Origin of the sequence: Pseudomonas sp. zfem005 (assembly GCF_032621735.1) — a bacterium.
GTDB lineage: Bacteria > Pseudomonadota > Gammaproteobacteria > Pseudomonadales > Pseudomonadaceae > Metapseudomonas > Metapseudomonas solani.
On the sequence record NZ_JAVYJE010000009.1, the window covers coordinates 17073 to 40636 of the forward strand.

At 65.3% G+C, this 23564-nt stretch carries 17 protein-coding genes and 1 pseudogene; 11 read left to right on the plus strand and 7 right to left on the minus strand.

Features of this window, described 5'->3' with window-relative positions; translation table 11 throughout:
• Nucleotides 1-36: 36 nt before the first annotated feature.
• Entirely contained in the window at nt 37-741 is a 705-nt protein-coding gene (locus RTW82_RS32230) for a methyl-accepting chemotaxis protein (RefSeq protein WP_410478829.1), read from the minus strand.
• Between the two features lie 153 nt (nt 742-894).
• A pseudogene (locus RTW82_RS32235) lies at nt 895-1692 on the minus strand (MCP four helix bundle domain-containing protein); the annotation flags it as partial.
• Between the two features lie 177 nt (nt 1693-1869).
• On the opposite strand from RTW82_RS32235, the gene RTW82_RS20100 reads away from it, so the two are divergent.
• Nucleotides 1870-2211, plus strand: a complete 342-nt coding sequence (locus tag RTW82_RS20100) for an HU family DNA-binding protein (protein ID WP_316926440.1) — start codon at nt 1870-1872, stop codon at nt 2209-2211.
• Nucleotides 2212-2307: 96 nt separating this feature from the next.
• Here RTW82_RS20100 and ligA read toward each other — a convergent pair whose 3' ends face one another.
• The 4 genes from ligA to RTW82_RS20120 all read right to left on the minus strand — a co-directional run bounded on the left by ligA (nt 2308) and on the right by RTW82_RS20120 (nt 9957).
• Nucleotides 2308-4680 carry an NAD-dependent DNA ligase LigA gene (gene ligA, locus RTW82_RS20105; protein ID WP_316926221.1) on the minus strand — a complete coding sequence of 791 codons (2373 nt, stop codon included), beginning with the start codon at nt 4678-4680 and terminating at the stop codon, nt 2308-2310.
• A 67-nt stretch (nt 4681-4747) separates the two neighbouring features.
• The gene (zipA, locus tag RTW82_RS20110; RefSeq protein ID WP_263402106.1) at nt 4748-5572 is read right to left on the minus strand and encodes a cell division protein ZipA; all 825 of its coding nucleotides are present in this window, start codon (nt 5570-5572) and stop codon (nt 4748-4750) included.
• Between the two features lie 210 nt (nt 5573-5782).
• Nucleotides 5783-9271 (minus strand): chromosome segregation protein SMC, encoded by a 3489-nt coding sequence (gene smc / locus RTW82_RS20115; protein ID WP_316926222.1) that lies wholly within the window; start codon nt 9269-9271, stop codon nt 5783-5785.
• Nucleotides 9272-9297: 26 nt separating this feature from the next.
• Nucleotides 9298-9957, minus strand: a complete 660-nt coding sequence (locus RTW82_RS20120; RefSeq protein WP_316926223.1) for a GntR family transcriptional regulator — start codon at nt 9955-9957, stop codon at nt 9298-9300.
• Between the two features lie 276 nt (nt 9958-10233).
• Here RTW82_RS20120 and RTW82_RS20125 point away from each other — a divergent pair, with 276 nt between their 5' ends.
• The 6 genes from RTW82_RS20125 to guaD all read left to right on the plus strand — a co-directional run bounded on the left by RTW82_RS20125 (nt 10234) and on the right by guaD (nt 18009).
• Nucleotides 10234-11370: an alkane 1-monooxygenase gene (locus RTW82_RS20125; protein ID WP_184489469.1), complete on the plus strand. Its 1137-nt coding sequence runs from the start codon at nt 10234-10236 to the stop codon at nt 11368-11370.
• Nucleotides 11371-11619: 249 nt separating this feature from the next.
• The gene (xdhA, locus tag RTW82_RS20130) at nt 11620-13059 is read left to right on the plus strand and encodes a xanthine dehydrogenase small subunit (protein WP_316926224.1); all 1440 of its coding nucleotides are present in this window, start codon (nt 11620-11622) and stop codon (nt 13057-13059) included.
• 131 nt (nt 13060-13190) lie between these two features.
• A complete protein-coding gene (xdhB, locus tag RTW82_RS20135) occupies nt 13191-15587 on the plus strand; it encodes a xanthine dehydrogenase molybdopterin binding subunit (protein WP_184489471.1) in 2397 nt (798 codons plus the stop codon).
• Between the two features lie 19 nt (nt 15588-15606).
• The gene (locus tag RTW82_RS20140) at nt 15607-15756 is read left to right on the plus strand and encodes a hypothetical protein (protein WP_158480976.1); all 150 of its coding nucleotides are present in this window, start codon (nt 15607-15609) and stop codon (nt 15754-15756) included.
• Nucleotides 15753-16601 carry a xanthine dehydrogenase accessory protein XdhC gene (gene xdhC, locus RTW82_RS20145; RefSeq protein ID WP_316926225.1) on the plus strand — a complete coding sequence of 283 codons (849 nt, stop codon included), beginning with the start codon at nt 15753-15755 and terminating at the stop codon, nt 16599-16601. The genes RTW82_RS20140 and xdhC overlap by 4 nt, the downstream gene beginning before the upstream one ends.
• Nucleotides 16602-16704: 103 nt before the next feature.
• Nucleotides 16705-18009 carry a guanine deaminase gene (gene guaD, locus RTW82_RS20150; RefSeq protein ID WP_316926226.1) on the plus strand — a complete coding sequence of 435 codons (1305 nt, stop codon included), beginning with the start codon at nt 16705-16707 and terminating at the stop codon, nt 18007-18009.
• A gap of 57 nt (nt 18010-18066) precedes the next feature.
• On the opposite strand, the gene RTW82_RS20155 is transcribed toward guaD, so the two are convergent.
• Nucleotides 18067-18798: a TetR family transcriptional regulator gene (locus RTW82_RS20155; RefSeq protein ID WP_271658241.1), complete on the minus strand. Its 732-nt coding sequence runs from the start codon at nt 18796-18798 to the stop codon at nt 18067-18069.
• Nucleotides 18799-18912: 114 nt separating this feature from the next.
• Here RTW82_RS20155 and RTW82_RS20160 point away from each other — a divergent pair, with 114 nt between their 5' ends.
• The 4 genes from RTW82_RS20160 to RTW82_RS20175 all read left to right on the plus strand — a co-directional run bounded on the left by RTW82_RS20160 (nt 18913) and on the right by RTW82_RS20175 (nt 23564).
• The gene (locus tag RTW82_RS20160) at nt 18913-20475 is read left to right on the plus strand and encodes an NAD(P)/FAD-dependent oxidoreductase (protein ID WP_316926227.1); all 1563 of its coding nucleotides are present in this window, start codon (nt 18913-18915) and stop codon (nt 20473-20475) included.
• On the plus strand, nt 20472-21359 hold the full coding sequence (locus tag RTW82_RS20165; RefSeq protein ID WP_021222209.1) for an SDR family NAD(P)-dependent oxidoreductase: 888 nt from the start codon (nt 20472-20474) through the stop codon (nt 21357-21359). Before RTW82_RS20160 ends, RTW82_RS20165 begins: the two co-directional genes overlap by 4 nt.
• 416 nt (nt 21360-21775) lie before the next feature.
• Nucleotides 21776-22684 carry a glutamate/aspartate ABC transporter substrate-binding protein gene (locus RTW82_RS20170; protein ID WP_184489478.1) on the plus strand — a complete coding sequence of 303 codons (909 nt, stop codon included), beginning with the start codon at nt 21776-21778 and terminating at the stop codon, nt 22682-22684.
• Nucleotides 22685-22817: 133 nt separating this feature from the next.
• A complete protein-coding gene (locus RTW82_RS20175) occupies nt 22818-23564 on the plus strand; it encodes an amino acid ABC transporter permease (protein WP_021222211.1) in 747 nt (248 codons plus the stop codon).

Sequence of the window (23564 nt, forward strand, 5' to 3'; positions counted from 1 at the left end):
ACTGCTAAAAACATTTCCGTTACAAGCACTTGCGACTCATACCCGGAAGCGCCCGACCAGCTTGGCGAGGCCACTGGAAAGCTCGGAGAGATGACGGCTCGCCTGGGTGCTCTGGTCGGAGGTGTGCGCCGCCTCGGTTGAGAGGTCGCGGATGTCGCTGATGTTGCGGGCGATCTCTTCGGTGACGCTGCTTTGCTCCTCGCAGGCGGTGGCGATCTGCGCAGCCATGTCGTTGATGCGCTGCACCGAATCGCCGGTGTCCGTCAGCGCCTGGTCGACGCCAGCGGCGCGCTCCACGCTGTCACGGGCCTGGGCGCTGCCCGAATGCATGGCGCGCACGGCATTCTGCACGCCCACCTGCAGGCGCTCGATCATCTGCTGGATGTCCTTGGTGGACTCCTGGGTGCGCGCGGCCAGGGCACGCACCTCGTCGGCCACCACAGCGAAGCCCCTGCCCTGCTCGCCCGCCCGTGCCGCTTCGATGGCCGCGTTGAGCGCCAGCAGGTTGGTCTGGTCGGCGATGCCCTTGATCACCGCGAGCACGGCGCCGATGTTGGCGGTCTCCTGCTCCAGCGTGCCGATGGTGGTGGAGGCGCTTTCCACCTCCAGGGCCAACTGGCGAATGGCCTTGATGGTGGCGCCGACCACCTGCGCCCCCTCGCGGGATTGCACCTCGGCGAAGCGCGCGGCATCGGCGGCGTTCTGGGCGTTGCGTGCCACTTCATGAACGGCGGCGCTCATTTCGGTGGCAGCGGTGCTGACCTGGTCGACCGCCGCGTGCTCGCTGCTGATCAGCCGGTCGTTGGCCGCCGCCAGGCCGGCCAGGTTCTGCGCCGAGTCGGCAACCTCGCCGGTGACGCGCCCGACCTCCTTGATCAGCGGCTGCAGCTTGTCGAGGAAGCGGTTGAAGGCGTGGCTGAGCTTGCCCAGCTCGTCCCGCGAGGTGACATCGAGGCGCACACGCAGGTCACCGTCGCCATCGGCGATCTGCTCGATGCGCTCCAGCAGGCGATGCAGGGGCCGGGTGACCAGAGTCGGGAAGCCGAGCACCAGCACCAGGCAGATGGCCAGGCCGATGACGATGATCACCCCCTGCTGCCAGCTGCGCGTCTCGCCGATGGCAATCGCCCGCTGCCCCTCGGCATTGGCTGCGTTGTCCTCGAGCTCGCCGAGCTTATCGATGGCATCGCGCATGTTCTGGAACTGGCTTTCGCTGTCACCAAAGCTGAGGACGCTGGCGGCTTCCGGGTCGGAAGTCGCCAGCTGGACCACTTTCAGCGAGGTGACCTTCCACTGCTGGAAGCCACTGTCGAACTGGGCCACCAGCTGCCGCGCCTCGGCACTCGCACCCATCTCCGCGTACTTGTGCACGCGGTCATAGGCCTGCTGCAGGTTCTCCGCATGGTCGGCCTTGAGCTGCTCGATATGCGTACCCGCCCCCTCGTCCAGCAGGCTGCGCTCGGCCGTGAAGGCCTGGTAGAGATCGCGGTCGGCATTGAGCAGCAGGCTGATGGCGGGCAGGTAGCGATTGGTCAGTTGCTTGCTGGAATCGGCCACCTGGGACACCCCCTGCATGCCCAGGCCCCCCATCAGCACCAGGAGCACCACCAGGAGCAGGATGGGCAGGGCGATCTTCCAACGAAACCCCAGGTCGGCAAAGGCACGTAGCATGGCGACTCTCCGCGATGTCATAGCGATGTAACAGCAAGCGTAGACCGCCCATCACCGCCTGTCGGGCCTCTGCGAAAAGGCCGTGGCGATGAACAGAAACACTGAGTCGCCGGCCCGACACGGCTTTTGTGCTAGCGTGCCGCCGGCTTCGCCACCGGGCCCGCTACCATTGCACTTTCAGCGCCGGCGCGGGTCTCAATCCGCGCCGGCGATCCCGGCACGGCAGCGAGCCGAACCCACCCCCACTGGAGCTACACCATGGCAATCACCAAAGACCAACTGATCGCAGACATCGCCGAAGCCACCGACACCACCAAGGCCTCCGTGCGTGCCGTGCTGGAACAGCTGAGCGAGATCGTCAGCGATACGCTGGAAAACAGTGATGAGATCACCCTGCCGGGCATCGGCAAGCTGAAGATCACCGAGCGTCCGGCCCGCACCGGCCGCAACCCGCAGACCGGCAAGAGCATCGACATCGCGGCCAAGAAGGTCGTCAAATTCGTGCCGGCCAAAGGCCTCAGCGACGCCGTGAACAAGTAAGCGACAACGCAATAAAAAAGGCCGGGCTAATGCCCGGCCTTTTCATGTGTGCCGCCTTTCAGCAAGAGTACGCTCGCTGAGCATGGCCACGACGGATCACAGCGAAACGCCCATCCCTTTCAATTCGGCCAGGAAGGCCTCCTCGTCCAGCACGCGCACGCCCAGCTCGGTGGCCTTGGCCAGCTTGGAGCCGGCACCGGGGCCCGCCACCACGCAGTGGGTACGGGCCGAGACCGAGCCCGCCACCTTGGCGCCGAGGGCTTCCAGCTTTTCCTTGGCCACATCGCGGCTCATCACTTCCAGGGTGCCGGTCAGCACCCAGGTCTGCCCGGCCAGGGGCAGGCCTTCGACGGTCTTCTTCTCGCTCTCCCAGTGCATGCCGAAGTCGCGCAGCTGCGCTTCGATCAGCGCGGCGCGCTCGGCGTTGGCGGGCTGGTCGAAGAAGTCGCGCAGGGACTTGGCCGCCTTCTCGTTGAGGCGTTCCACCTGGCGCAGGTCCAGCCAGTCGGCCTTGATCACGCCCTCCAGGCTGCCGAACTTCACTGCCAGCTTCTCTGCACCGGTGGCAGCGATGAAGGGGATGTTGAGCTTGTCGATGAAGCCGGCCAGGGTCGCGCAGGCAGCGAACTCGGGGCTGAGGTCGCCCTCCTCCTGCAGCACCACGCCACGGGCCAGCAGGTCGTCGATGACCTGGAGGTTGTGGGCATCGCTGAAGAAGTTGTGGATCTCGAAGGCGACTTCCAGGCCCACGTCCGGCAGGTAGGTCAGCACCTCGGGCAGCGCCTGGCGGATGCGTGCCAGGGAGCCGAGGGCGCGGGCCAGCAGCTTGGCGGTTTCCTCACCCACATCGGGGATGCCCAGCGCATAGATGAAGCGCGCCAGGGTCGGCTTGGCGCTGTCCTGGATCGCCGCCAGCAGGTTGCGGGTCGACAGATCGGCGAAGCCTTCCAGCGCCACCACCTGCTCGTAGGTCAGGGTGAACAGGTCCGCCGGCGAGGCCACCAGCCCGGTGTCCACCAGTTGCTCGACGATCTTGTCACCCAGGCCTTCGATATCCAGCGCGCGGCGGGACGCGAAGTGGATGATCGCCTGCTTCAGCTGGGCGCCACAGGCCAGGCGGCCGACGCAGCGGTAGACCGAGCCTTCGCTGGTGGTTTCCTTGCCCTTGGCGCGCTTGACCAGCTGGGTACGCTCGACAGCCGAGCCGCACACCGGGCACTGCTCGGGGACATGCACTTCGCGGGCATCTGCGGGGCGGCGCTCGGTGACCACCTGCATCACCTGGGGGATCACGTCGCCGGCCCGGCGGATGATCACCGTGTCGCCGATCATCAGGCCCAGGCGTGCGACCTCGTCCATGTTGTGCAGGGTGGCATTGGCCACGGTGACGCCGGCCACCTTGACCGGCTTCAGCCGCGCCACCGGGGTGACGGCACCGGTACGGCCGACCTGGAATTCCACGTCCAGCAGCTCGGTGAGCTCCTCCTGGGCGGGGAACTTGTGGGCCAGCGCCCAGTGAGGGGTGCGCGCACGGAAACCCAGCTGCTGCTGGTCTTCGATGTTGTTGACCTTGAACACCACGCCGTCGATGTCATAGGCCAGGTCCATGCGCCGCTGGCCGATGTCGTGGTAGTAGGCCAGGCAGGCTTCGACGCCCTTGGCCAGTTTCAATTCACGGCTGATGGGCACGCCCCAGCCCTTGAGCTTCTCCAGCATGCCGACCTGGGTGGCCGGCAGCTCGCCGCTGACCTGGCCGATGCCGTAGCAGCAGAACTCCAGGGGGCGGCTGGCGGTGATGCGCGGGTCCAGCTGACGCAGGCTGCCGGCCGCGGCGTTGCGCGGGTTGGCGAAGGTCTTGCCGCCGTTTTCCGCCTGGCGCGCGTTGAGCTCCTCGAAGCCGGCCTTGGGCATGTACACCTCGCCGCGCACTTCGAGCACGGCGGGCCAGCCCTCGCCCTTGAGCTTCAGCGGCACGCTGCGGATGGTGCGCACGTTGGCGCTGATGTCTTCACCGGTGCTGCCGTCGCCCCGGGTGGCGCCACGCACCAGCTGGCCGTCGCGGTACAGCAGGCTGACCGCCAGGCCGTCGAGCTTGGGCTCGCAGCTGTACTCCACCTCGGCGCCGCCGCCGAATAGGTCGCCGGAAGAGAGCCCCAGGCCACTCTGCACGCTGCGGTCGAAGGCGCGCAGGTCTTCCTCCTCGAAGGCGTTGCCCAGGCTGAGCATGGGCACCTCATGGCGCACTTCGCCGAAGGCACTCAGGGCCTCGCCGCCCACGCGCTGGGTCGGCGACTCCGGCGTCACCAGCTCCGGATGCTCGGCTTCCAGGGCCTGCAGCTCGCGGAACAGGCGGTCGTACTCGGCATCGGGGACACTGGGTTCGTCCAGCACGTAGTAGCAGTAGTTGTGCTCATCCAGTTCGGCACGCAATTGGTGGATGCGCTGGGCGGCGGTCTGGGCGTCGGTCATGATTCGTGCTCTTTTCTGTGCAAACGAAAAGAGCAGCCTGGGCTGCTCTTTCGTTGGATCCTGTGATTCAGCGTTTGGTCAGGCTGCGGCGCTCGAACTCGACGATGCGCTGCCGATAGTGTTCGATCGTTTGCGCCGTCATCACGCTGCGCTGATCGTCCTTCAATTCGCCGTTCAGTTCCTGGGACAGCTTGCGCGCCGCGGCGACCATCACGTCGAAGGCCTGCTTCGGATGACGCGGGCCCGGCAGGCCGAGGAAGAAGCTCACCGCGCGGGTGCTGAAGTGGTCGATGTCGTCCAGGTCGAAGGTGCCGGGCTTGACGCCGTTGGCCATGGAGAACAGCACTTCGCCGTTACCGGCCATGCTCTCGTGACGGTGGAAGATGTCCATTTCGCCGAAGCGCAGGCCGCTCTCGAGGATGTTCTGCAGCAGGGCCGGGCCCTTGAAGCCGTCACCGTCGCGCGCCACCACGTTGATCACCAGCACTTCCTCCACCGGAGGCAGGTCCTGGGCCGGTGCAGCATGGGTCTTGCCGTTCTTGGCGGGCTTGGCCGGGGTGCCATCGTCCACGGGGTTGAGCAGGGTCGGTACCGGCTCATCGAGATTGAGGTCGCCCTGGTGCGGTTCGCCGCGGCGCTTGTTCAGCTCCTTGGCGCTCATGGGCGGCAGGTCTTCCTCATCGAGCGAGGGTTCCTGGTGGCGTTCCTTGACGCGTACCGGGCTCACCAGATTGGGATCCTCGTCATCGTCAGGAAGGTTGGAGAAGCTACGGTCGAGCTTGAATTTCAGTTTTCCCTTGCCGCCGCTCATGCGGCGCCAGCCATCGAACAAAATGCCGGCGATTACGATGATGCCGATGACGATCAGCCACTCGCGCAGACCGATATCCATTAATCCTGTGTCCCCTGGTCAAAAAATATTCTGATGATGGTGAAGAAAGGACATCCGGTCCCCTGAAAACGTGGCGCCCAACTCCATGTTCTGAATGGCGTTTTCCACGTGCGACAAAAGTGGGCATTAAGCTAGCACGGCCAGCCCAGCAGAGAAACCTCTGATAGAGGCTTCACGGCCCCTGGAGCGGTGAGGATTCTCCCCGCCCGGTCAGGCCTCTACGAGGGAAAGAGCCTCCTCGACGTCCACCGCGACCAGGCGCGAGCATCCCGGCTCGTGCATGGTCACGCCCATCAGCTGATCGGCCATTTCCATGGCGATCTTGTTGTGGGTGATATAGATGAACTGGACCTTCTCCGACATCTCCTTCACCAGCCTCGCGTAACGTCCGACGTTGGCATCGTCGAGTGGCGCGTCCACTTCGTCGAGCATGCAGAAGGGCGCGGGGTTGAGCTGGAAGATGGCGAATACCAGAGCCAGCGCGGTGAGCGCCTTCTCGCCACCGGAAAGCAGGTGGATGGTGCTGTTTTTCTTGCCCGGCGGCCGCGCCATGATGGCGACGCCGGTGTCGAGCAGGTCTTCCCCGGTCAGCTCCAGGTAGGCATGGCCGCCACCGAAGACCTTGGGGAACAGTGCCTGCAGACCCGAGTTGATCTGGTCGAAGGTTTCCTTGAAGCGGTTGCGGGTCTCCTTGTCGATCTTGCGGATGACGTTTTCCAGGGTGTCCAGCGCTTCCACCAGGTCGTCGTTCTGGGCGTCCAGGTAGCGTTTGCGCTCGGATTGCTGCTGGTATTCGTCGATCGCCGCGAGGTTGATCGGCCCCAGGCGCTGGATGCGCGCCGCGAGGCGTTCAAGCTCTTCTTCCCAGGCCGCTTCGCTGGCCTCGTTGGGCAGCGTGGCGAGCACGCCGTGGAGGTCGTAGCCGTCTTCGTGAAGCTGGTCCTGCAGGGTCTTGCGACGCACGCTCAGGGCCTGCCAATCCATGCGCTGCTGCTCCAGCTGGCCGCGCAGCAGTTGCGCTTGCTGCTCGGCCTGGGTGCGACGCTTCTCGGCGTCACGCAGCTCACGGTCGGCATCTTCCAGGGCCAGGCGGGCGAGCTTGAGCTCCTCCTCCACCCCCATGCGCCGGTCCAGCAGCTCTTCGAGCTTCATGCGCAGCTCTTCCAGCGGCGCGGCGCCCTCTTCCAGATTGAGATTGAGCTGCTCGCGGCGCTCTTCGAGGCGCTCGAACTGCAGGCTCAGGCGCTCCAGCGCCTGGCGCGTGGAATCATGCTGGGCCCGCAGGGAGCCGACGCGCACGGCCAACTGGTGGACCTGGTCCTTGTGCTGCCGGGCCTCCTGGCGGATGCGGTCGAGGCGCTCGCGCAGGCTGTCGCGCTCGGCGAGCAGCTTCTCGCGCTGCTCGGTGTCGGCCTCCATCGCGTCCAGCGCGTCTTGCAGAACCAGGCGCGACTCACCGAGCTGTTCGTGTTCGATGGCGCGTTGTTCGTCCAGCTCGGCCAGCTCCGCTTCCAGACGACGGCGACGCAGGGTGAGCTGCTCGACCTTGGCCTGCTGGGCAGACAGCTGCGCCTTGAGCTCGCCCAGGCGGCGGGATTCATCCTGGGCGCGACGGCGTTGCTGCTCGCGGCTTTCTTCCTGCTGGCGCTGGCTGTTACGCAGGTGCTGCAGGCGCTCTTCCAGGGTTTCCAGGGCCGCTTGCTGCTCATCATGTTCCGCATGCAGGCGCTCCAGCTCCTGGCCCCGCGCCAGCACGCCGCTTTCGGCTTCGCTGGCACGGCGCACACGGAGGAAGTTGCGCCCGACCCAGTAGCCATCACGGCTGATCAGGCTCTCATCAGCGGCCAGCGTCGAACGCGCGGCCAGGGCCTGGTCGAGGCTGTCCACGGGCCGCACCCGCGCCAGCCAGGGCGCCAGGTCGATGGCGGATTCGACCTTGTCCAGTAGGCTGCCGGGCACCCGGGCGCCGCCCTTGACGGCGGCCGCCAGGCGCAGGTCGCCCTGGGTAAAGCCGCTCAGGTCGAGGGCATTGAAATCGTCCAGCAGCACGGCTTGCAGGTCGGCGCCGAGCACGGTTTCCACCGCCAGCTCCCAACCCGCTTCCACCCGCATGCTTTCAGCCAGGCGCGGGCGCTGGTCGAGCTTCTGGTTGCGCAGCCATTCAGCGGTGCCGGTACCGGGATCGAGCGCGGCCTGCTGCAGGGCTTCGAGGGAGGCGATGCGCCCGTTGAGGCGCTGCAGTTCGCCCTGGGCGCGCTGCTGGGCCTGGGTCGCCTGCTGCAGTTCTTCGCGCAGTTGCTCCAGGCGCTCGACCTGGGCCTCTTCAGCGGCCTGCAGCTCTTCCAGCTGCAACTCACCGGCGGCGAGCTGCTCACTCAGTTCGAGAATGGCGGCGTCTTCCGGATCAGCCGCGAGCTGGGCGCGTTCGTCATTGAGGCGGCGCCCGCGCTCCAGCAGGCGCTCGAGGCTTTGCTCCAGCTGCTGGATGCGCGCCTGCTGCACTTCGGCCTGGCGCCGGGGCTCGGCGCTGCGCTGGTTGAAGCCGTCCCACTGCTCCTGCCAGGCGTGCATGCCGGTCTCGGCTTCTTCCAGCTGAGCGGCGGCTTCCTCGGCGGCGGCGGCGCTGATCTCCTGCTCGGGCGCGAGCATTTCCAGCTCCTCGCCCAGGGTGGCCAACAGGGTGCGGTCGTGGCCGAGGTGGGATTCGGTTTCCTGGCGGGCGCGCTCGGCGTCGCGCAGGTCGTCCTGCAACTGGCGCAAGCGCTGCTGGCCGTGCTGGATGCTTTGCTCGACGCGGGCGATGTCGCCGCCCACGGAATAGAAACGGCCCTGGACCAGGTTGAAGCGCTCGGACAACTCATGGTGCCCATCGCGCAGGCGTTCGATGCTGGCGTCGGCGCTGCGCTGTTCGGCCACCAGTGCCTCGAAGCTGACCTCCTGGCTGCCTATCACCGCCTCACGCTGGCCTACCTGTTCGTTCAGGGCCTGCCATTTGAGGGCCGCGAGCTGGGCGCGCAGTTGGCGCTCCTCGGCCTTGTATTCCTGGTACTTCTCGGCGGCCTGGGCCTGGCGGTGCAGGCGTTCGAGCTGGCGCTCCAGCTCTTCGCGCAGGTCGGTAAGGCGGGCGAGGTTCTCGTGGGTACGGCGAATGCGGCTCTCGGTCTCGCGGCGGCGCTCCTTGTACTTGGAGATGCCGGCGGCTTCCTCGATGAAGTTGCGCAGGTCCTCGGGCTTGGCCTCGATCAGCTTGGAGATCATCCCCTGCTCGATGATCGAGTAGCTGCGCGGCCCCAGGCCGGTGCCGAGGAAGATGTCGGTGATGTCGCGGCGCCGGCACTTGGTGCCGTTGAGGAAATAGGTGTTCTGCCCGTCGCGGCTGACCCGGCGGCGAATGGAGATTTCGGCGAAGGCCGCGTACTCGCCCACCAGGGTGTTGTCGGAGTTATCGAAGATCAGCTCGATGCTGGCCTGGGCCACCGGCTTGCGGGTGTTGGAGCCGTTGAAGATGACGTCGGTCATCGACTCGCCGCGCAGGTTTTTCGCCGAGCTCTCACCCATCACCCAGCGCACGGCGTCGATGATGTTGGATTTGCCGCAGCCGTTGGGGCCGACGACCGCCGCCATGTTGCTGGGGAAGTTGACCGTGGTCGGGTCGACGAAGGATTTGAACCCCGCCAGTTTGATGCACTTGAGCCGCATCCCTGCCTCCCTCGGTCAGTGAACGATCAGCGCCCGGCCAGCGCCGCAAGCACCAGTTGGCAGTTGTGCTGGCCATAGGCGTGCAGCACGTCGCGGATGCGCGCCGGCTCACGGGCGATCACCGCCTGCAGCAACTCGGCGAACGCCAGCATGAACTGGGCCATCTCGCCTTTGCGCTGTTCCAGCGCCAGGTGATAGGTGCGGCTGATGGCCGGCAGCAGGTTCTCCACCGTCTCTTCCAGGTAGGGGTTGTCGGCGAAGGGGAAGGCGGCGCGCATGATGTCGAAGCTGGCATCGACGAAGTTGCCGATGTCGTGCTCCTTCAGGCATTCCTCCAGGCGCAGCTGGATGGCGCGGAAGGGGGCGAGGTCCGCCTCGCTTCTCCAGCGCTGGGCCACGGCGTTGGCCAGGAGGATGTACATCTCCATCATCAGCGCATAGAGGCTCTGCACGTGATGGGGGGTGAGCTCGGAAACCTGGGCGCCACGGCGCGGCAGGATGTTGATCAGGTGGCGGCGCTCGAGGATCAGCAACGCCTCGCGCACGGAACCGCGGCTGACGTTGAGGGACTGGGTGACCTTCTGCTCCTGAATGCGCTCGCGTTCCTTCATCTCCCCGCGAATGATTCGCTCGGCGAGGTGGTGGGCGATCTGTTCGGCGAGGCTGTCCGGTGCCTTGAACGTCATGGTTTTCCTTCGGTCATGGAGGCTGGGAATGTCCGTAAGGCGCCCTCGGCGATAGCTCCGGCGTTGCTATATCGGCCCGGGAACGCAGCAGCTTCAAGGGATTGCGGCCCGCAGCGGAACGCTGCAGGGGGCGAAGTGTAACACAGGGTGTTACCTGGCAAAGGTGACAACAAGCGGGCATTCAGACCTAAAGGTCGGTCGCCGGGTGGGGCTGGGAGGCGCAGGATTGTCTGACAATTTTACAAGAACCCATCCACCTCGACACGGAGAACACCCATGTTCGAACGCCTGCCTTCCAACTGGATGCTCGCCCTGAAAAAGGTCGGCTACTGGATCTGGCTGATCCCGGTTGCCGGAATCCCCATGAGTTTCTACTGGTCGCTGGACAGCCACTACGCCAATGCCTGGCCCTGGCTGGTGATCACCGTGGTCTTCGGGGTGATCCCGCTCCTCGACGCCATCGTCGGCCGCGACCCGGCCAACCCGGACGAAGCCGAGCAGGTGCCGGAGATGGAGCGCCAGGACTACTACCAGGTGCTCAGCCTGGCCACCGTGCCGCTGCTGCTGGGGATGCTGGCCTGGAGCGGCTGGGTCTTCATCCACCACGAGGACTGGAACTGGGTCGGCCGCCTCGGCTGGCTGCTCTCGGTGGGCACCGTGATGGGCGCCATCGGCATCACCGTGTCCCACGAGCTGATCCACAAGGACCCGAAGATCGAACAGAACGCCGGCGGCCTGCTGTTGGCGGCCGTCTGCTACGGGGGCTTCAAGGTCGAGCATGTGCGTGGTCACCACGTCCATGTCTCGACCCCCGAGGACGCCTCCTCCTCGCGCTACGGACAAAGCCTCTATGCCTTCCTGCCCCATGCCTATAAGCACAACTTCCTCAATGCCTGGCACCTGGAGTCCGAGCGCCTGAAGCGCAAGGGCCTGCCTGCACTGCATTGGCGCAACGAGCTGATCTGGTGGTACGCCATCAGTGCAGCCTTCACCGTCGGTTTCGGCCTGGCGTTCGGCTGGCTCGGCGTGCTGTTCTTCCTCGGCCAGTCGGCCATGGCCTTCACCCTGCTGGAGATCGTCAACTACGTGGAGCACTACGGCCTGCACCGGCGCAAGCTGGAGAACGGCCGCTACGAGCGGACCAGCCCGGCGCATTCCTGGAACAGCAACTTCCTGCTCACCAACCTGTTCCTCTTCCACCTGCAGCGCCACTCCGACCACCACGCCTACGCCAAGCGCCGCTACCAGGTGCTGCGCCACTTCGACGACAGCCCGCAACTGCCCAACGGCTACGCGGGGATGATCGTCCTGGCGCTGATCCCGCCGCTCTGGCGCGCGGTGATGGACCCCCGCGTGCGGGCCTACTACGCCGGCGAGGAACACCAGTTGACGGATTCCCAGCAAGCCGCCTGACCGCCCTCGCCACCCCCACCGTTCGACCGACGCCCCCCCATGGGGGCGTCGGCGTTTCTACACTTGCAGATGACTGGCACGGATTAAGCAACTTTGCCGTACCAGAGCGGGCGCGCCGCCCTCATAGCCCATCGGCATGAAGATTTTCTGACTTTTGAGTCAAATATTTATTGACCAGAAAGTCAGAGGATTCTAAATTCGCGGCCATACGAGCCCTCGTAAAAACAATAAAGTGCCTGGAGGTCGTCCTTGATCCAGTTTTTAGTCAATCGGGAGCTGCGCACCGAGCGCGATCTCGATCCCAACGTCACCGTGCTCAACTACTTGCGTGAACACCTGGCCAAACCCGGAACCAAAGAAGGCTGTGCCTCGGGCGACTGCGGCGCCTGCACGGTCGTGGTCGGCGAACTGGAGGGGGATCGCATCCGCTATCGCACCCTCAACTCCTGCCTGACCTTCGTCTCGTCCCTGCACGGCAAGCAGCTGATTTCCGTGGAAGACCTCAAGCACAAAGGCCAGTTGCACTCCGTGCAGCAAGCCATGGTCGACTGCCACGGTTCCCAGTGCGGCTTCTGCACCCCCGGCTTCGTCATGTCGCTGTTCGCCCTGCAAAAGAACAGCGACGGATACGACAAGGCCCAGACCCTGGAAGCCCTGGCCGGCAACCTGTGCCGCTGCACCGGCTACCGCCCCATCATCGACGCCGCCGAACAGGCCTGCTGCCAGAAACAGCCGGATCAGTTCGACGCCTTCGAGGCCCAGACCGTGGCCCAGCTCCAGGCCATCGCCCCGCGCGAGACCGCCGAGCTCAACAGCGGTGACAAGCGCTGCCTGGTACCGCTGACCGTCGCCGACCTGGCCGACTTCTACACCGCCAACCCGCAGGCCCGCCTGCTGGCCGGCGGCACCGACCTGGCCCTGGAAGTCACCCAGTTCCACCGCGAACTGCCGGTGATGATCTACGTCGGCCACATCGACGCCATGAAGCGCGTCGAGATCGGCCCCGACTTCATCGAGATCGGCGCCGCCACCGCGCTCTCCGACTGCTACAGCGCCCTGGCCCGCGAATACCCGGACTTCGGCGAACTGCTGCACCGCTTCGCCTCGCTGCAGATCCGTAACCAGGGCACCCTGGGCGGCAACATCGGCAACGCCTCCCCCATCGGCGACGCCCCGCCGCTGCTGATCGCCCTCGGCGCGAAGATCGTCCTGCGCAAGGGCAACCAGACCCGCACCCTGCCGCTGGACGAGTACTTCCTCGACTACAAGGTGACGGTGCGCCAGGAAGCCGAGTTCATCGAAAAGATCCTCGTGCCGCGCGCCCGCACCAACCAGGCGTTCCGCGCCTACAAGGTCTCCAAGCGCCTGGACGACGACATTTCCGCCGTCTGCGCCGCCTTCAACCTGATGATCGAAAACGGCGTGGTGCGTGAAGCCCGCATCGCCTTCGGCGGCATGGCCGGCATTCCCAAGCGCGCGGCGGCCTGTGAAGCCGCGCTGGTGGGCGCTGCCTGGTACCCGGGCGTGATCGAACGCGCCTGCGAAGCCCTGGCCCAGGACTTCACGCCGCTGTCGGACTTCCGTGCCAGCAAGGAATACCGCCTGCTGACCGCACAGAACCTGCTACGCAAATTCTTCCTCGAACTGCAGGCCCCCGAAGTCGAAACCCGGGTGACTGCCTATGTGTGATTTCAAGCATGTCGCGCACCAAGCGCCGCACCCGGCAGTTGCTGGCCAGGAAGCGCAGTACCGTCGGCTTAATCTGCACGTCGCGCCCGTCACCGTTCACGCGGGCGCAGCAGTCGTTGGAGGCACAGAGCATGTCTAACCACCACAAGATCAAATCCCAGGAAGAACTGGCCGCGCTGTTCCGCGCCGACATCACCACCGGCGTCGGCAAGAGCGTCAAGCACGAGAGCGCGCCCAAGCACGTCTCCGGCGAAGCCGTGTACGTCGACGACCGCCTGGAGTTCCCCAACCAGCTGCACGTCTATGCCCGCATGAGCGACCGCGCCCATGCCCGCATCCTGCGCATCGACACCACCCCCTGCTACGCCTTCCCCGGCGTGGCCATCGCCATCACCGCCGAGGACGTTCCCGGCCAGCTGGACATCGGCCCGGTCGTGGCCGGCGACCCGCTGCTGGCAGACGGCAAGGTCGAGTACGTCGGCCAGGTGGTCATCGCGGTTGGCGCCGACAGCCTGGAAACTGCCCGCAAGGCGGCCATGGCCGCGATCATCGAATACGAAGACCTGGAGCCGGTGCTCGACGTGGTCGACGCGCTGCGCAAGAAGCACTTCGTCCTCGACAGTCACCAGCACAAGCGCGGTGACTCGGCCAGCGCCCTGGCCAGCGCGAAGAACCGCCTGCAGGGCAACCTGCACATCGGCGGCCAGGAGCACTTCTACCTGGAAACCCAGATCTCCTCGGTGATGCCCACCGAGGACGGCGGCATGATCGTCTACACCTCCACCCAGAACGCCACCGAGGTGCAGAAGCTGGTGGCCGAGGTGCTGGGCGTGCACATGCACAAGATCGTCATCGACATGCGCCGCATGGGCGGTGGCTTCGGCGGCAAGGAAACCCAGGCCGCCGGCCCGGCATGCCTCTGCGCGGTGATCGCGCACCTCACCGGCCGCCCGACCAAGATGCGCCTGCCGCGCGTCGAAGACATGAGCATCACCGGCAAGCGCCACCCGTTCTACGCCGAGTACGACATCGGCTTCGACGACAACGGCCTGCTCACCGGCATCGAACTGGAACTGGCGGGCAACTGCGGCTACTCGCCGGACCTCTCCGGCTCCATCGTCGACCGCGCGATGTTCCACTCGGACAACGCCTATTTCCTCGAACACGCCACCATCAACGGCCACCGCTGCAAGACCAACACCGCGTCGAACACCGCCTATCGCGGCTTCGGCGGCCCGCAGGGCATGGTGGTGATCGAAGAGATCATGGACGTGATCGCGCGCCACCTGGGCAAGGACCCGCTGGAGGTGCGCAAGACCAACTACTACGGCAAGGACGAGCGCAACGTCACCCACTACTACCAGCCGGTCGAGCACAACCTGCTGGATGAGATGACCGCCGACCTCGAGACCAGCAGCGAATACGCCAAGCGCCGCGAAGAGATCCGCGCGTTCAACGCCAAGAGCCCGGTGCTGAAAAAGGGCCTGGCGCTGACTCCGGTCAAGTTCGGCATCAGCTTCACCGCCACCTTCCTCAACCAGGCCGGCGCGCTCGTACACATCTACACCGACGGTTCGATCCACCTGAACCACGGCGGCACCGAGATGGGCCAGGGCCTGAACACCAAGGTCGCCCAGGTGGTGGCCGAGGTCTTCCAGGTGGACATCGGCCGCATCCAGATCACCGCAACCAACACCGACAAGGTGCCCAACACCTCGCCGACCGCGGCCTCCAGCGGCACCGACCTGAACGGCAAGGCCGCGCAGAACGCTGCCGAAACCATCAAGAAGCGCCTGGTGGACTTCCTCGCCATCCACTTCAAGGTGACCGACGAAGACATCGAGTTCAGCAACGAGCAGGTGCGCGTACGCGACCACTACCTGTCCTTCGAGGAAGTGATCCAGCTCGCCTACTTCAACCAGATCTCGCTCTCCAGCACCGGTTTCTACCGCACGCCGAAGATCTTCTACGACCGCGACAAGGCCAGCGGCCGCCCCTTCTACTACTTCGCCTACGGCGCTGCCTGCGCGGAAGTGCTGGTGGATACCCTGACCGGCGAGTACAAGATGCTGCGCACCGACATCCTGCATGACGTGGGCGACTCGCTGAACCCGGCCATCGACATCGGCCAGGTGGAAGGCGCGTTCGTCCAGGGCATGGGCTGGCTGACCATGGAAGAGCTGGTGTGGAACGCCAAGGGCAAGCTGATGACCAGCGGCCCGGCGAGCTACAAGATCCCCGCCATCGCCGACATGCCCATCGACCTGCGGGTGAAGCTGGTAGAGAACCGCAAGAACCCCGAGCAGACGGTGTTCCACTCCAAGGCCGTGGGCGAGCCGCCCTTCATGCTCGGCATCGCCGTGTGGTGCGCACTCAAGGACGCCGTGGCCAGCCTGGCGGACTACAAGGCGCAACCGAACATCGATGCACCGGCCACTCCGGAGCGCGTGCTCTGGGGCGTGGAGCAGATGAAGAAGCTGCAGCAGGCGGCCAGCAAGCCCGCTGCCAGCCAGGTAGAGCCCGCCTGACGGCGGGCCGGGAGCCGAGATGAACAGCCAACCCGCCTTCAGCCGCGAAACCCCGGAACAGCAGGCCGCTCCCGTCCTGCCGACCGAAGCCTTGCGTCGCCCGGAACAGGATGTCTGGCGCCTCTCGCGCTCCGCCAAACCCCTGCGCACCTGGAGGTTGAGCAAATGAGCTGGATCAGCGCCCTGGCCGAACTCCAGCAACGCAGCGAAGCCTGCGTGCTGGTGACCATCATCGAAGAGCGCGGCTCCACCCCGCGCAATTCCGGCTCGAAGATGGTGGTCAGCGATGACCGCATCTACGAAACCATCGGTGGCGGCCACCTGGAGTTCAAGGCGATGGAAATCGCCCGGGAAATGCTCCGCACCCGCACCCAGGACACCCGACTGGAACGCTTCAGCCTGGGCGCCAGCCTCGGCCAGTGCTGTGGCGGTGCCACGGTGCTGCTGTTCGAACCCATGGGCCAGCCCCAGGCGCACATCGCCCTGTTCGGCGCCGGCCACGTCGGCCGTGCCCTGGTTCCGCTGCTCGCCAGCCTGCCCTGCAAGGTGCGCTGGATCGACTCGCGGGAGAACGAATTCCCGGCCTTCATCCCGGCCGGCGTCGAGAAGGTGGTGAATGATGAAGTGGTCGATGAAGTCGAGCGCATGCCTGTCGGCAGTTACTTCATCGTCATGACCCATAACCACCAGCTCGACCTGGAGCTCACCGCAGAGATCCTCAAGCGCAACGACTTCGCCTACTACGGCCTGATCGGCTCGAAGACCAAACGCGTGAAGTTCGAACACCGCCTGCGCGACCGCGGCTTCGCCGCCGAAACCGTGCAACGCATGCGCTGCCCAATGGGCATCGCCGAGGTGAAGGGCAAGCTGCCCGCCGAGATCGCCATCTCCATCGCCGGCGAGATCATCGCCACCTACAACGCCACCTTCGGTCAGAAGGAAGAAGGCCAGGACGTGAAGAAAAGGGAAACAGTCGCCAAACTGGTGCCCTCTTCCCGCCGCGAACAGGCCTGACACCCCGATTCATGCAGAAGGACGCCGAGCTGCTTCAGCTCGGCGCTCGCCTGCGCGGAGCCCCGACACGGGGCATCAAGATCACGAAAGAACGAGATTCAACATGACCAGCCCTGTAAAAGCCTATCGCGCCGCCATCCTGCACAGCATCGCCGACCCCGCCGAGGTGGGCATCGAGCAGTCCTACGAGTATTTCGAGGACGGCGTGCTGGTGATCGAGGACGGCAAGGTCGCCCGCGTCGGCAATGCCGCCGACCTGCTGCCCGGTCTCAAGGGCGTGGACGTGCGCGAATACCGCGACGCCCTGATCACCCCCGGCTTCATCGACACCCACATCCACTACCCGCAGACCGGCATGATCGCCTCCTACGGCGAACAGCTGCTGGACTGGCTGAACACCTACACCTTCCCCACCGAGAAAGCCTTCGCCGACAAGGCCCACGCGGCGGACGTGGCGGCCATCTTCCTCAAGGAACTGCTGCGCAGCGGCACCACCACCGCCCTGGTGTTCGGCACCGTGCACAAGCAGTCCGTCGACGCCTTCTTCGAAGCCGCCGAAGCCCTGGACCTGCGCATGATCGCCGGCAAGGTGCTGATGGATCGCAATGCCCCCGACTACCTGACCGACACCCCGGAAAGCGGCTACGCCGACAGCCGCGAGCTGATCGAGCGCTGGCACGGCAAGGGCCGCCTGCACTACGCGGTGACGCCGCGCTTCGCCCCCACCAGCACCCCGGAGCAACTGACCCTGGCCGGCAAGCTGTTCGGCGAGTTCCCGGACCTGTACATGCACACCCACCTCTCCGAGAACAAGGCGGAGATCGAATGGGTGAAGTCGCTGTTCCCGGAGCGCAAGGGCTACCTGGACGTGTACGACCACTACAAGCTGATCGGTCCGCGCGCGGTCTTTGCCCACGGCGTCCACGTCTGCGACGACGAGTGCAAGCGCCTGGCGGAAACCGGCTCGGCGGTGGCCTTCTGCCCCACCTCCAACCTGTTCCTGGGCAGCGGCCTCTTCGACCTGCAGAAGCTGGAAGCGCACGGCGTGCGCGTGGGCCTGGGTACCGACGTCGGCGCCGGCACCAGCTTCTCCCAGCTGCAGTCGCTGAACGAGGCCTACAAGGTCATGCAGTTGCAGGGCAAGAAGCTCGACCCGTTCAAATCCCTGTACCTGGCCACCCTGGGCGGCGCCCGCGCGCTGTACCTGGACGACAAGATCGGTAACTTCGCCAGCGGCAAGGACGCGGACTTCGTGGTCCTCGACTACCAGGCCACCCCGCTGATCGCCTACCGCATGCAGCAGGCCAAGACCATCGAGGAGAAGCTCTTCGCGCTGACCATCCTCGGCGACGACCGCTCCGTGAAGGAAACCTTCGCCGCCGGCCGCTCCGTGCACAAACGCGACTGATCCAGCGCCCCCTCAAAAAGCCCCGCATTGCGGGGCTTATTCATTGCTGCGCGCGCCCTATCGCGGGCCGTCGCCCAGCGACCCCATCGCCTCCAGCCCCTGCAGCACGCTGGCACCGGTAAAGAGGAACAGCACCTGCTCTTCGGCCTCCAGGCGGATGTCGGCACGGCGTTCGGGCTCACCGATGAAATCCAGGGACATCTGGAACAGGTTGCGGCTGATCAGGCTGGACACCCGCCGCACCACCGCATCGGGCACCAGCGCCGGCAGCAGCTTGAACTCGACTATGTCCTCGGCCATGTCATCAGCGAATTCGTCCATCACCTCGCGCAGGGCCTCGCGCATGGCCGGCGACGCACCATGCAGCTCACGCACGCCGATGATGAAGGCCTCGGCGTTGTCGGCGACGAAGTCGAAGAACAGGTTCACCGTTTCATGGCACACGCGCTTGCCGCGCCCCAGGTCGATGCCCATCAGCTTGGGCATGGCCCTGTGCTCGCCCTGCACCGCCCGCGCCGCCGCTTCACGGCGCAGGTCACGCAGGGGCTGGCGCAGCTGGGTGGAGATGTTGCGGATCATCGCCAGGCCCAGGTCGTCCACGTCCTTGAAATGGCGATAGAAGGTATTGGGGTTGAGCCCCGCCTCCCGCGCCAGCTCGCGCAGGCCGAGGCTGCTCAGGCTGCGGCTCTGGGAGGTCAGGCGCAGGGCCGCCTCCATCAGCAGGCGCTTGCCCGGTGCATCGACTGCTCTTTCCTTGGACTGTTGCCCGTCGTCCAGCACAGAACTCATGGCTGACCCTACCTAAGGTTGGTTGTACCGCGATGGCTTGCTGGCGAGTATACATCTGTCTACATTGGTATACAGCTGTATACGCCACAAAATAAGCATAACAGGAGCTTGGCCATGAACGCGCCCGTATCACCTCCCACCCCTGCCCGCCACTGCAAGGTTGCCATCATCGGCTCCGGCTTCTCCGGCCTGGGCATGGCGATCCGCCTGAAACAGAAAGGCGAGAACGATTTCCTCCTGTTCGAGAAGGAAGCCGGCGTCGGCGGCACCTGGCGCGTCAACAACTACCCGGGCTGCGGCTGTGACGTGCAATCGCACCTGTACTCCTTCTCCTTCGAGCCGAACCCCAACTGGACGCGGATGTTCGCCAAGCAGGAAGAGATCAAGGGCTACCTGGAAGGCTGCTGGGAGAAATACCGCCTGCAGGACAAGACCCTGCTCGGCACCGAGATCACCCGCGTGGCCTGGAGCGACAGCGAAGAGCTCTGGCACATCGACGATGCCGCCGGCAATCACTACACCGCGCAGTTCGTGGTGTCCGGCATGGGCGCCCTGTCCACTCCGGCCATCCCCCACCTCAATGGCTTGGAGAACTTCGCCGGCAAGAGCTTCCATTCCCAGCAGTGGGACCACAACTACGACCTGGCGGGCAAGCGCATCGCCGTGGTCGGCACCGGCGCCTCGTCCATCCAGTTCGTCCCGCAGATCCAGAAGGTGGTCGGCCAGCTCGACCTCTACCAGCGCACCGCGCCCTGGGTCATGCCCAAGCCGGACCGCGCCATCAGCGAAAACGAACGCTCGCGCTTCAAGCGCTTCCCCCTGCTGCAGAAGCTCTGGCGCGGCGGCATCTACGCCATCCTCGAAAGCCGCGTGATCGGCTTCGCCCTGACCCCGAAGGTGATGAAGCTCGCCCAGCTGGTGGCCAAGGGTTACATCAAGCGCAAGATCAAGGACCCGGTGCTGCGCGCCAAGGTCACGCCCGACTACACCATGGGCTGCAAGCGCGTGCTGATCTCCAACGACTACTACCCGGCGCTGACCCAGGCCAACGTCGACGTCATCACCGATGGCATCAAGGAGATCCGCGCCAACAGCATCGTCACCCAGGACGGCCAGGAGCGCCCGGTGGACGCCATCATCTTCGGCACCGGCTTCACCCCCAGCGACCCGCTGCCGCGCGGCGTGGTCTTCGGCCGCGGTGGCGTCGACCTGCTCGACACCTGGCCGGAAGGCCCGGAAGCCTACAAGGGCACCCTCACCGCCGGCTTCCCCAACCTGTTCTTCCTCATGGGCCCGAACACCGGCCTGGGCCACAATTCGATGGTCTACATGATCGAATCGCAGATCCACTACGTGCTCGGCGCCCTCGAACTGCTCGACCAGCGCAAGCTGCAGAGCCTGGAGGTCAAGCGCGAGGTGCAGGACAAATTCAACGGCAAGATCCAGGGCAGCCTGGGCAACACCGTGTGGAACGCCGGCGGCTGCAAGAGCTGGTACATCCACCCGGTCAGCGGCCGCAACTGCACCGTATGGCCCGGCTTCACCTGGCGCTTCCGCCTGCTGACCCGCAACTTCGACCCGGCGGCCTATCACTTCAGCCGCATCCAGCCGGTGCACGCCGCCCAGGGGCCGCTGACCCTCGCCACCACCGCCGCTGCAGAAGGAGTACCGGCATGAAGTCCTTCGAGAACAAGGTCGCCGCCATCACCGGCGCGGGCTCCGGCATCGGCCGCGCCCTCGCCTACGGCCTGGCCCGCCAGGGCTGCCACCTGGCGCTTTCCGACGTCAACGCCGAAGGCCTGGCGGAAACCGCCGCCCAGGCCCGCAAGCTCGGCGTGCAGGTCACCGACACCCTGGTCAACGTCGCCGACCGCGAAGCGGTACACGCCTGGGCCGACCAAGTGGTGCTCGACCACGGTCGGGTCAACCTGATCTTCAACAACGCCGGCGTCGCCCACGCCGGCACCGTGGAAGGCAGCGACTACTCGGAATACGAGTGGATCATGAACATCAACTTCTGGGGCGTGATGCACGGCACCAAGGCCTTCCTGCCGCACATCAAGGCCACCGGCGACGGCCAGATCGTCAACGTCTCCAGCGTATTCGGCCTGTTCGCCCAGCCCGGCATGAGCGCCTACAACGCCACCAAGTTCGCCGTGCGCGGCTTCACCGAAGCCCTGCGCCAGGAGCTGGACATGGAAGGCTGCGGCGTCTCCGCCAGCTGCGTGCATCCCGGCGGCATCAAGACCAACATCGCCAAGACCGCACGGATGAACGACAGCCTCGCCCGGGTGGTCGGCCAGGAAACCGACCAAGCGCGCAAGCAGTTCAACGACCAGTTGCTGCGCACCACCCCGGACAAGGCCGCCTCGGTGATCCTGCGCGGCGTGCTCAAGGACAACCGGCGCATCCTCATCGGTGCCGACGCCTGGGCCCTGGACGGCATGCAACGCCTGCTGCCGACCCTCTACCAGCGCCTGGTCACCACCTCCATGCGCCTGGCCGCCCGCTTCGCCCCCAAGCCCCGTCGGGACCGTGAAGCGCAGAACCTGGCGGATTGACCCTCCCCGCGTAGCCCGTGCCCAGCCCGGGGCTCACCTCCCCGGGCTGAAGCCCGGGCTACGCGGTGGTCGTATCGCCCTTATCGTCGGGTTGCACCCGACCTACCTGCCCACCCCTCGTAGGAGCGAGCTCTGCTCGCGAAACCCTGTTCTTCCCTGCCCTCCTTCACTCCCCTCACGCCCCTATTCCTGCAAAACCCGTTCGGATATCCGAACGATAAAACCCGCCAAAGCCGGAACCCCGAACACCACGCCTCCAATCCCCTTCAGCATCAAAAAATAAATCCTTATAAATCAATCAATTACAGACAAATCAGCACAACCATACAGATGGCACGCATCCTGCCATTACAGATCCCCGACGGCGCCGAACCGCTGGCGTCGATAAGAACAAACAAAGTCGAGGACTGAAACACATGCGTATCCTTCCGAAGGTTCTGGCCGCCGCCATCGCAGCGACCCTGATTTCCGCTCCCGCTATCGCCGAAGAACTGACCGGCACCCTCAAGAAGATCAAGGACAGCGGCACCATCGTCCTCGGTCACCGTGACGCCTCCATCCCCTTCTCCTACCTCGGCACCGAGCCGGGCAAGCCGGTGGGCTACTCCCACGACATCCAGCTGAAGGTCGTCGAAGCCATCAAGAAGGAACTGGCCCTGCCGGACCTGAAGGTGCGCTACAACCTGGTGACCTCGCAGACCCGCATCCCGCTGGTGCAGAACGGCACCGTCGACATCGAGTGCGGCTCCACCACCAACAACCTCGAGCGCCAGAAGCAGGTCGGCTTCTCCATCGGCATCTTCGAAGTCGGCACCCGCCTGCTGTCGAAGAAGACCGCCGGCATCAACGACTTCGCCGACCTCAAGGGCAAGAACGTGGTGACCACCGCCGGCACCACCTCCGAGCGCCTGCTCAAGTCCATGAACGCCGAGAAGCAGATGGGCATGAACATCATCTCGGCCAAGGACCACGGCGAATCCTTCCTGATGCTGGAATCCGGCCGTGCCATCGCCTTCATGATGGACGACGCCCTGCTCTACGGTGAGATGGCCAAGGCCAAGAAGCCCGCCGACTGGGTCGTCACCGGCGAACCGCAGTCCTATGAAATCTACGGCTGCATGGTCCGCAAGGAAGACGAGGCCTTCAAGAAAGTGGTCGACAAGGCCATCGCCGACACCTTCGCCTCGGGCGAAATCAACGGCATCTACGACAAGTGGTTCACCCAGCCGATCCCGCCGAAGAACCTCAACCTCAACTTCCCCATGAGCGACGAGCTGAAGAAGCTGATCGCCTCCCCCACCGACAAGTCGGCCGAAGAAATCTGACCTGTCGCGCCCATCCCGCCTCGCGGGATGGGCCAGGAGCAAGGGCCGCCGGCTCCCCGCGGCGCCGGCCGGCCCCGCCTCCCTCCACTGCCTTCAACCGCAGAAAGACAAGAACCCTGAGGGGAAAACCCTGATGAACTACAACTGGGACTGGGGCGTGTTCTTCAAGTCCACCGGCATCGGCAGCGAAATCTACCTGGACTGGTTCGTCACCGGCCTGGGCTGGACCATCGCCATCGCCCTCGCCGCCTGGATCGTCGCGCTCCTGCTGGGCTCGCTGCTCGGCGTCATGCGTACCGTGCCCAACCGCTGGGTGTCCGGCATCGCCACCACCTACGTGGAAATCTTCCGCAACGTGCCGCTGCTGGTGCAGCTGTTCCTCTGGTACTTCCTGGTGCCGGACCTGCTGCCCGAGCCGCTGGAAATCTGGTTCAAGCAAGACCTCAACCCGGCCACGTCCGCCTACCTGAGCGTGGTCGTGTGCCTCGGCCTATTCACCGCCGCCCGCGTCTGCGAGCAGGTGCGCACCGGCATCCAGGCGCTGCCCGCCGGCCAGGCGTCCGCCGCCCGCGCTATGGGCTTCCGCATGCCGGCGATCTACCGCTACGTGCTGCTGCCGCAAGCCTTCCGCATCATCATTCCGCCGCTGACCAGCGAGTTCCTCAACATCTTCAAGAACTCCTCGGTGGCCTCCCTCATCGGCCTGATGGAGCTGCTCGCGCAGACCAAGCAGACCGCCGAGTTCTCCGCCAACCTGTTCGAGGCCTTCACCCTCGCCACGCTGATCTACTTCACCCTGAACATGAGCCTGATGCTGTTCATGCGCATGGTTGAACGCAAGGTCGCGGTCCCAGGCCTGATCGCCGTAGGAGGCAAATGA

Excerpts from the sequence above, each read along its gene's own strand:
- ligA (WP_316926221.1), bottom strand. The coding sequence starts at position 4,680 with ATGACCGACGCCCAGACCGCCGCCCAGCGCATCCACCAATTGCGTGCC.
- RTW82_RS20125 (WP_184489469.1), top strand. The coding sequence starts at position 10,234 with ATGTTCGAACGCCTGCCTTCCAACTGGATGCTCGCCCTGAAAAAGGTC.
- smc (WP_316926222.1), bottom strand. The coding sequence starts at position 9,271 with ATGCGGCTCAAGTGCATCAAACTGGCGGGGTTCAAATCCTTCGTCGAC.
- xdhC (WP_316926225.1), top strand. The coding sequence starts at position 15,753 with ATGAGCTGGATCAGCGCCCTGGCCGAACTCCAGCAACGCAGCGAAGCC.
- RTW82_RS32230 (WP_410478829.1), bottom strand. The coding sequence starts at position 741 with ATGAGCGCCGCCGTTCATGAAGTGGCACGCAACGCCCAGAACGCCGCC.
- RTW82_RS20175 (WP_021222211.1), top strand. The coding sequence starts at position 22,818 with ATGAACTACAACTGGGACTGGGGCGTGTTCTTCAAGTCCACCGGCATC.
- zipA (WP_263402106.1), bottom strand. The coding sequence starts at position 5,572 with ATGGATATCGGTCTGCGCGAGTGGCTGATCGTCATCGGCATCATCGTA.
- RTW82_RS20140 (WP_158480976.1), top strand. The coding sequence starts at position 15,607 with ATGAACAGCCAACCCGCCTTCAGCCGCGAAACCCCGGAACAGCAGGCC.
- guaD (WP_316926226.1), top strand. The coding sequence starts at position 16,705 with ATGACCAGCCCTGTAAAAGCCTATCGCGCCGCCATCCTGCACAGCATC.
- RTW82_RS20160 (WP_316926227.1), top strand. The coding sequence starts at position 18,913 with ATGAACGCGCCCGTATCACCTCCCACCCCTGCCCGCCACTGCAAGGTT.
- RTW82_RS20170 (WP_184489478.1), top strand. The coding sequence starts at position 21,776 with ATGCGTATCCTTCCGAAGGTTCTGGCCGCCGCCATCGCAGCGACCCTG.
- xdhB (WP_184489471.1), top strand. The coding sequence starts at position 13,191 with ATGTCTAACCACCACAAGATCAAATCCCAGGAAGAACTGGCCGCGCTG.
- RTW82_RS20155 (WP_271658241.1), bottom strand. The coding sequence starts at position 18,798 with ATGAGTTCTGTGCTGGACGACGGGCAACAGTCCAAGGAAAGAGCAGTC.
- RTW82_RS20120 (WP_316926223.1), bottom strand. The coding sequence starts at position 9,957 with ATGACGTTCAAGGCACCGGACAGCCTCGCCGAACAGATCGCCCACCAC.
- RTW82_RS20165 (WP_021222209.1), top strand. The coding sequence starts at position 20,472 with ATGAAGTCCTTCGAGAACAAGGTCGCCGCCATCACCGGCGCGGGCTCC.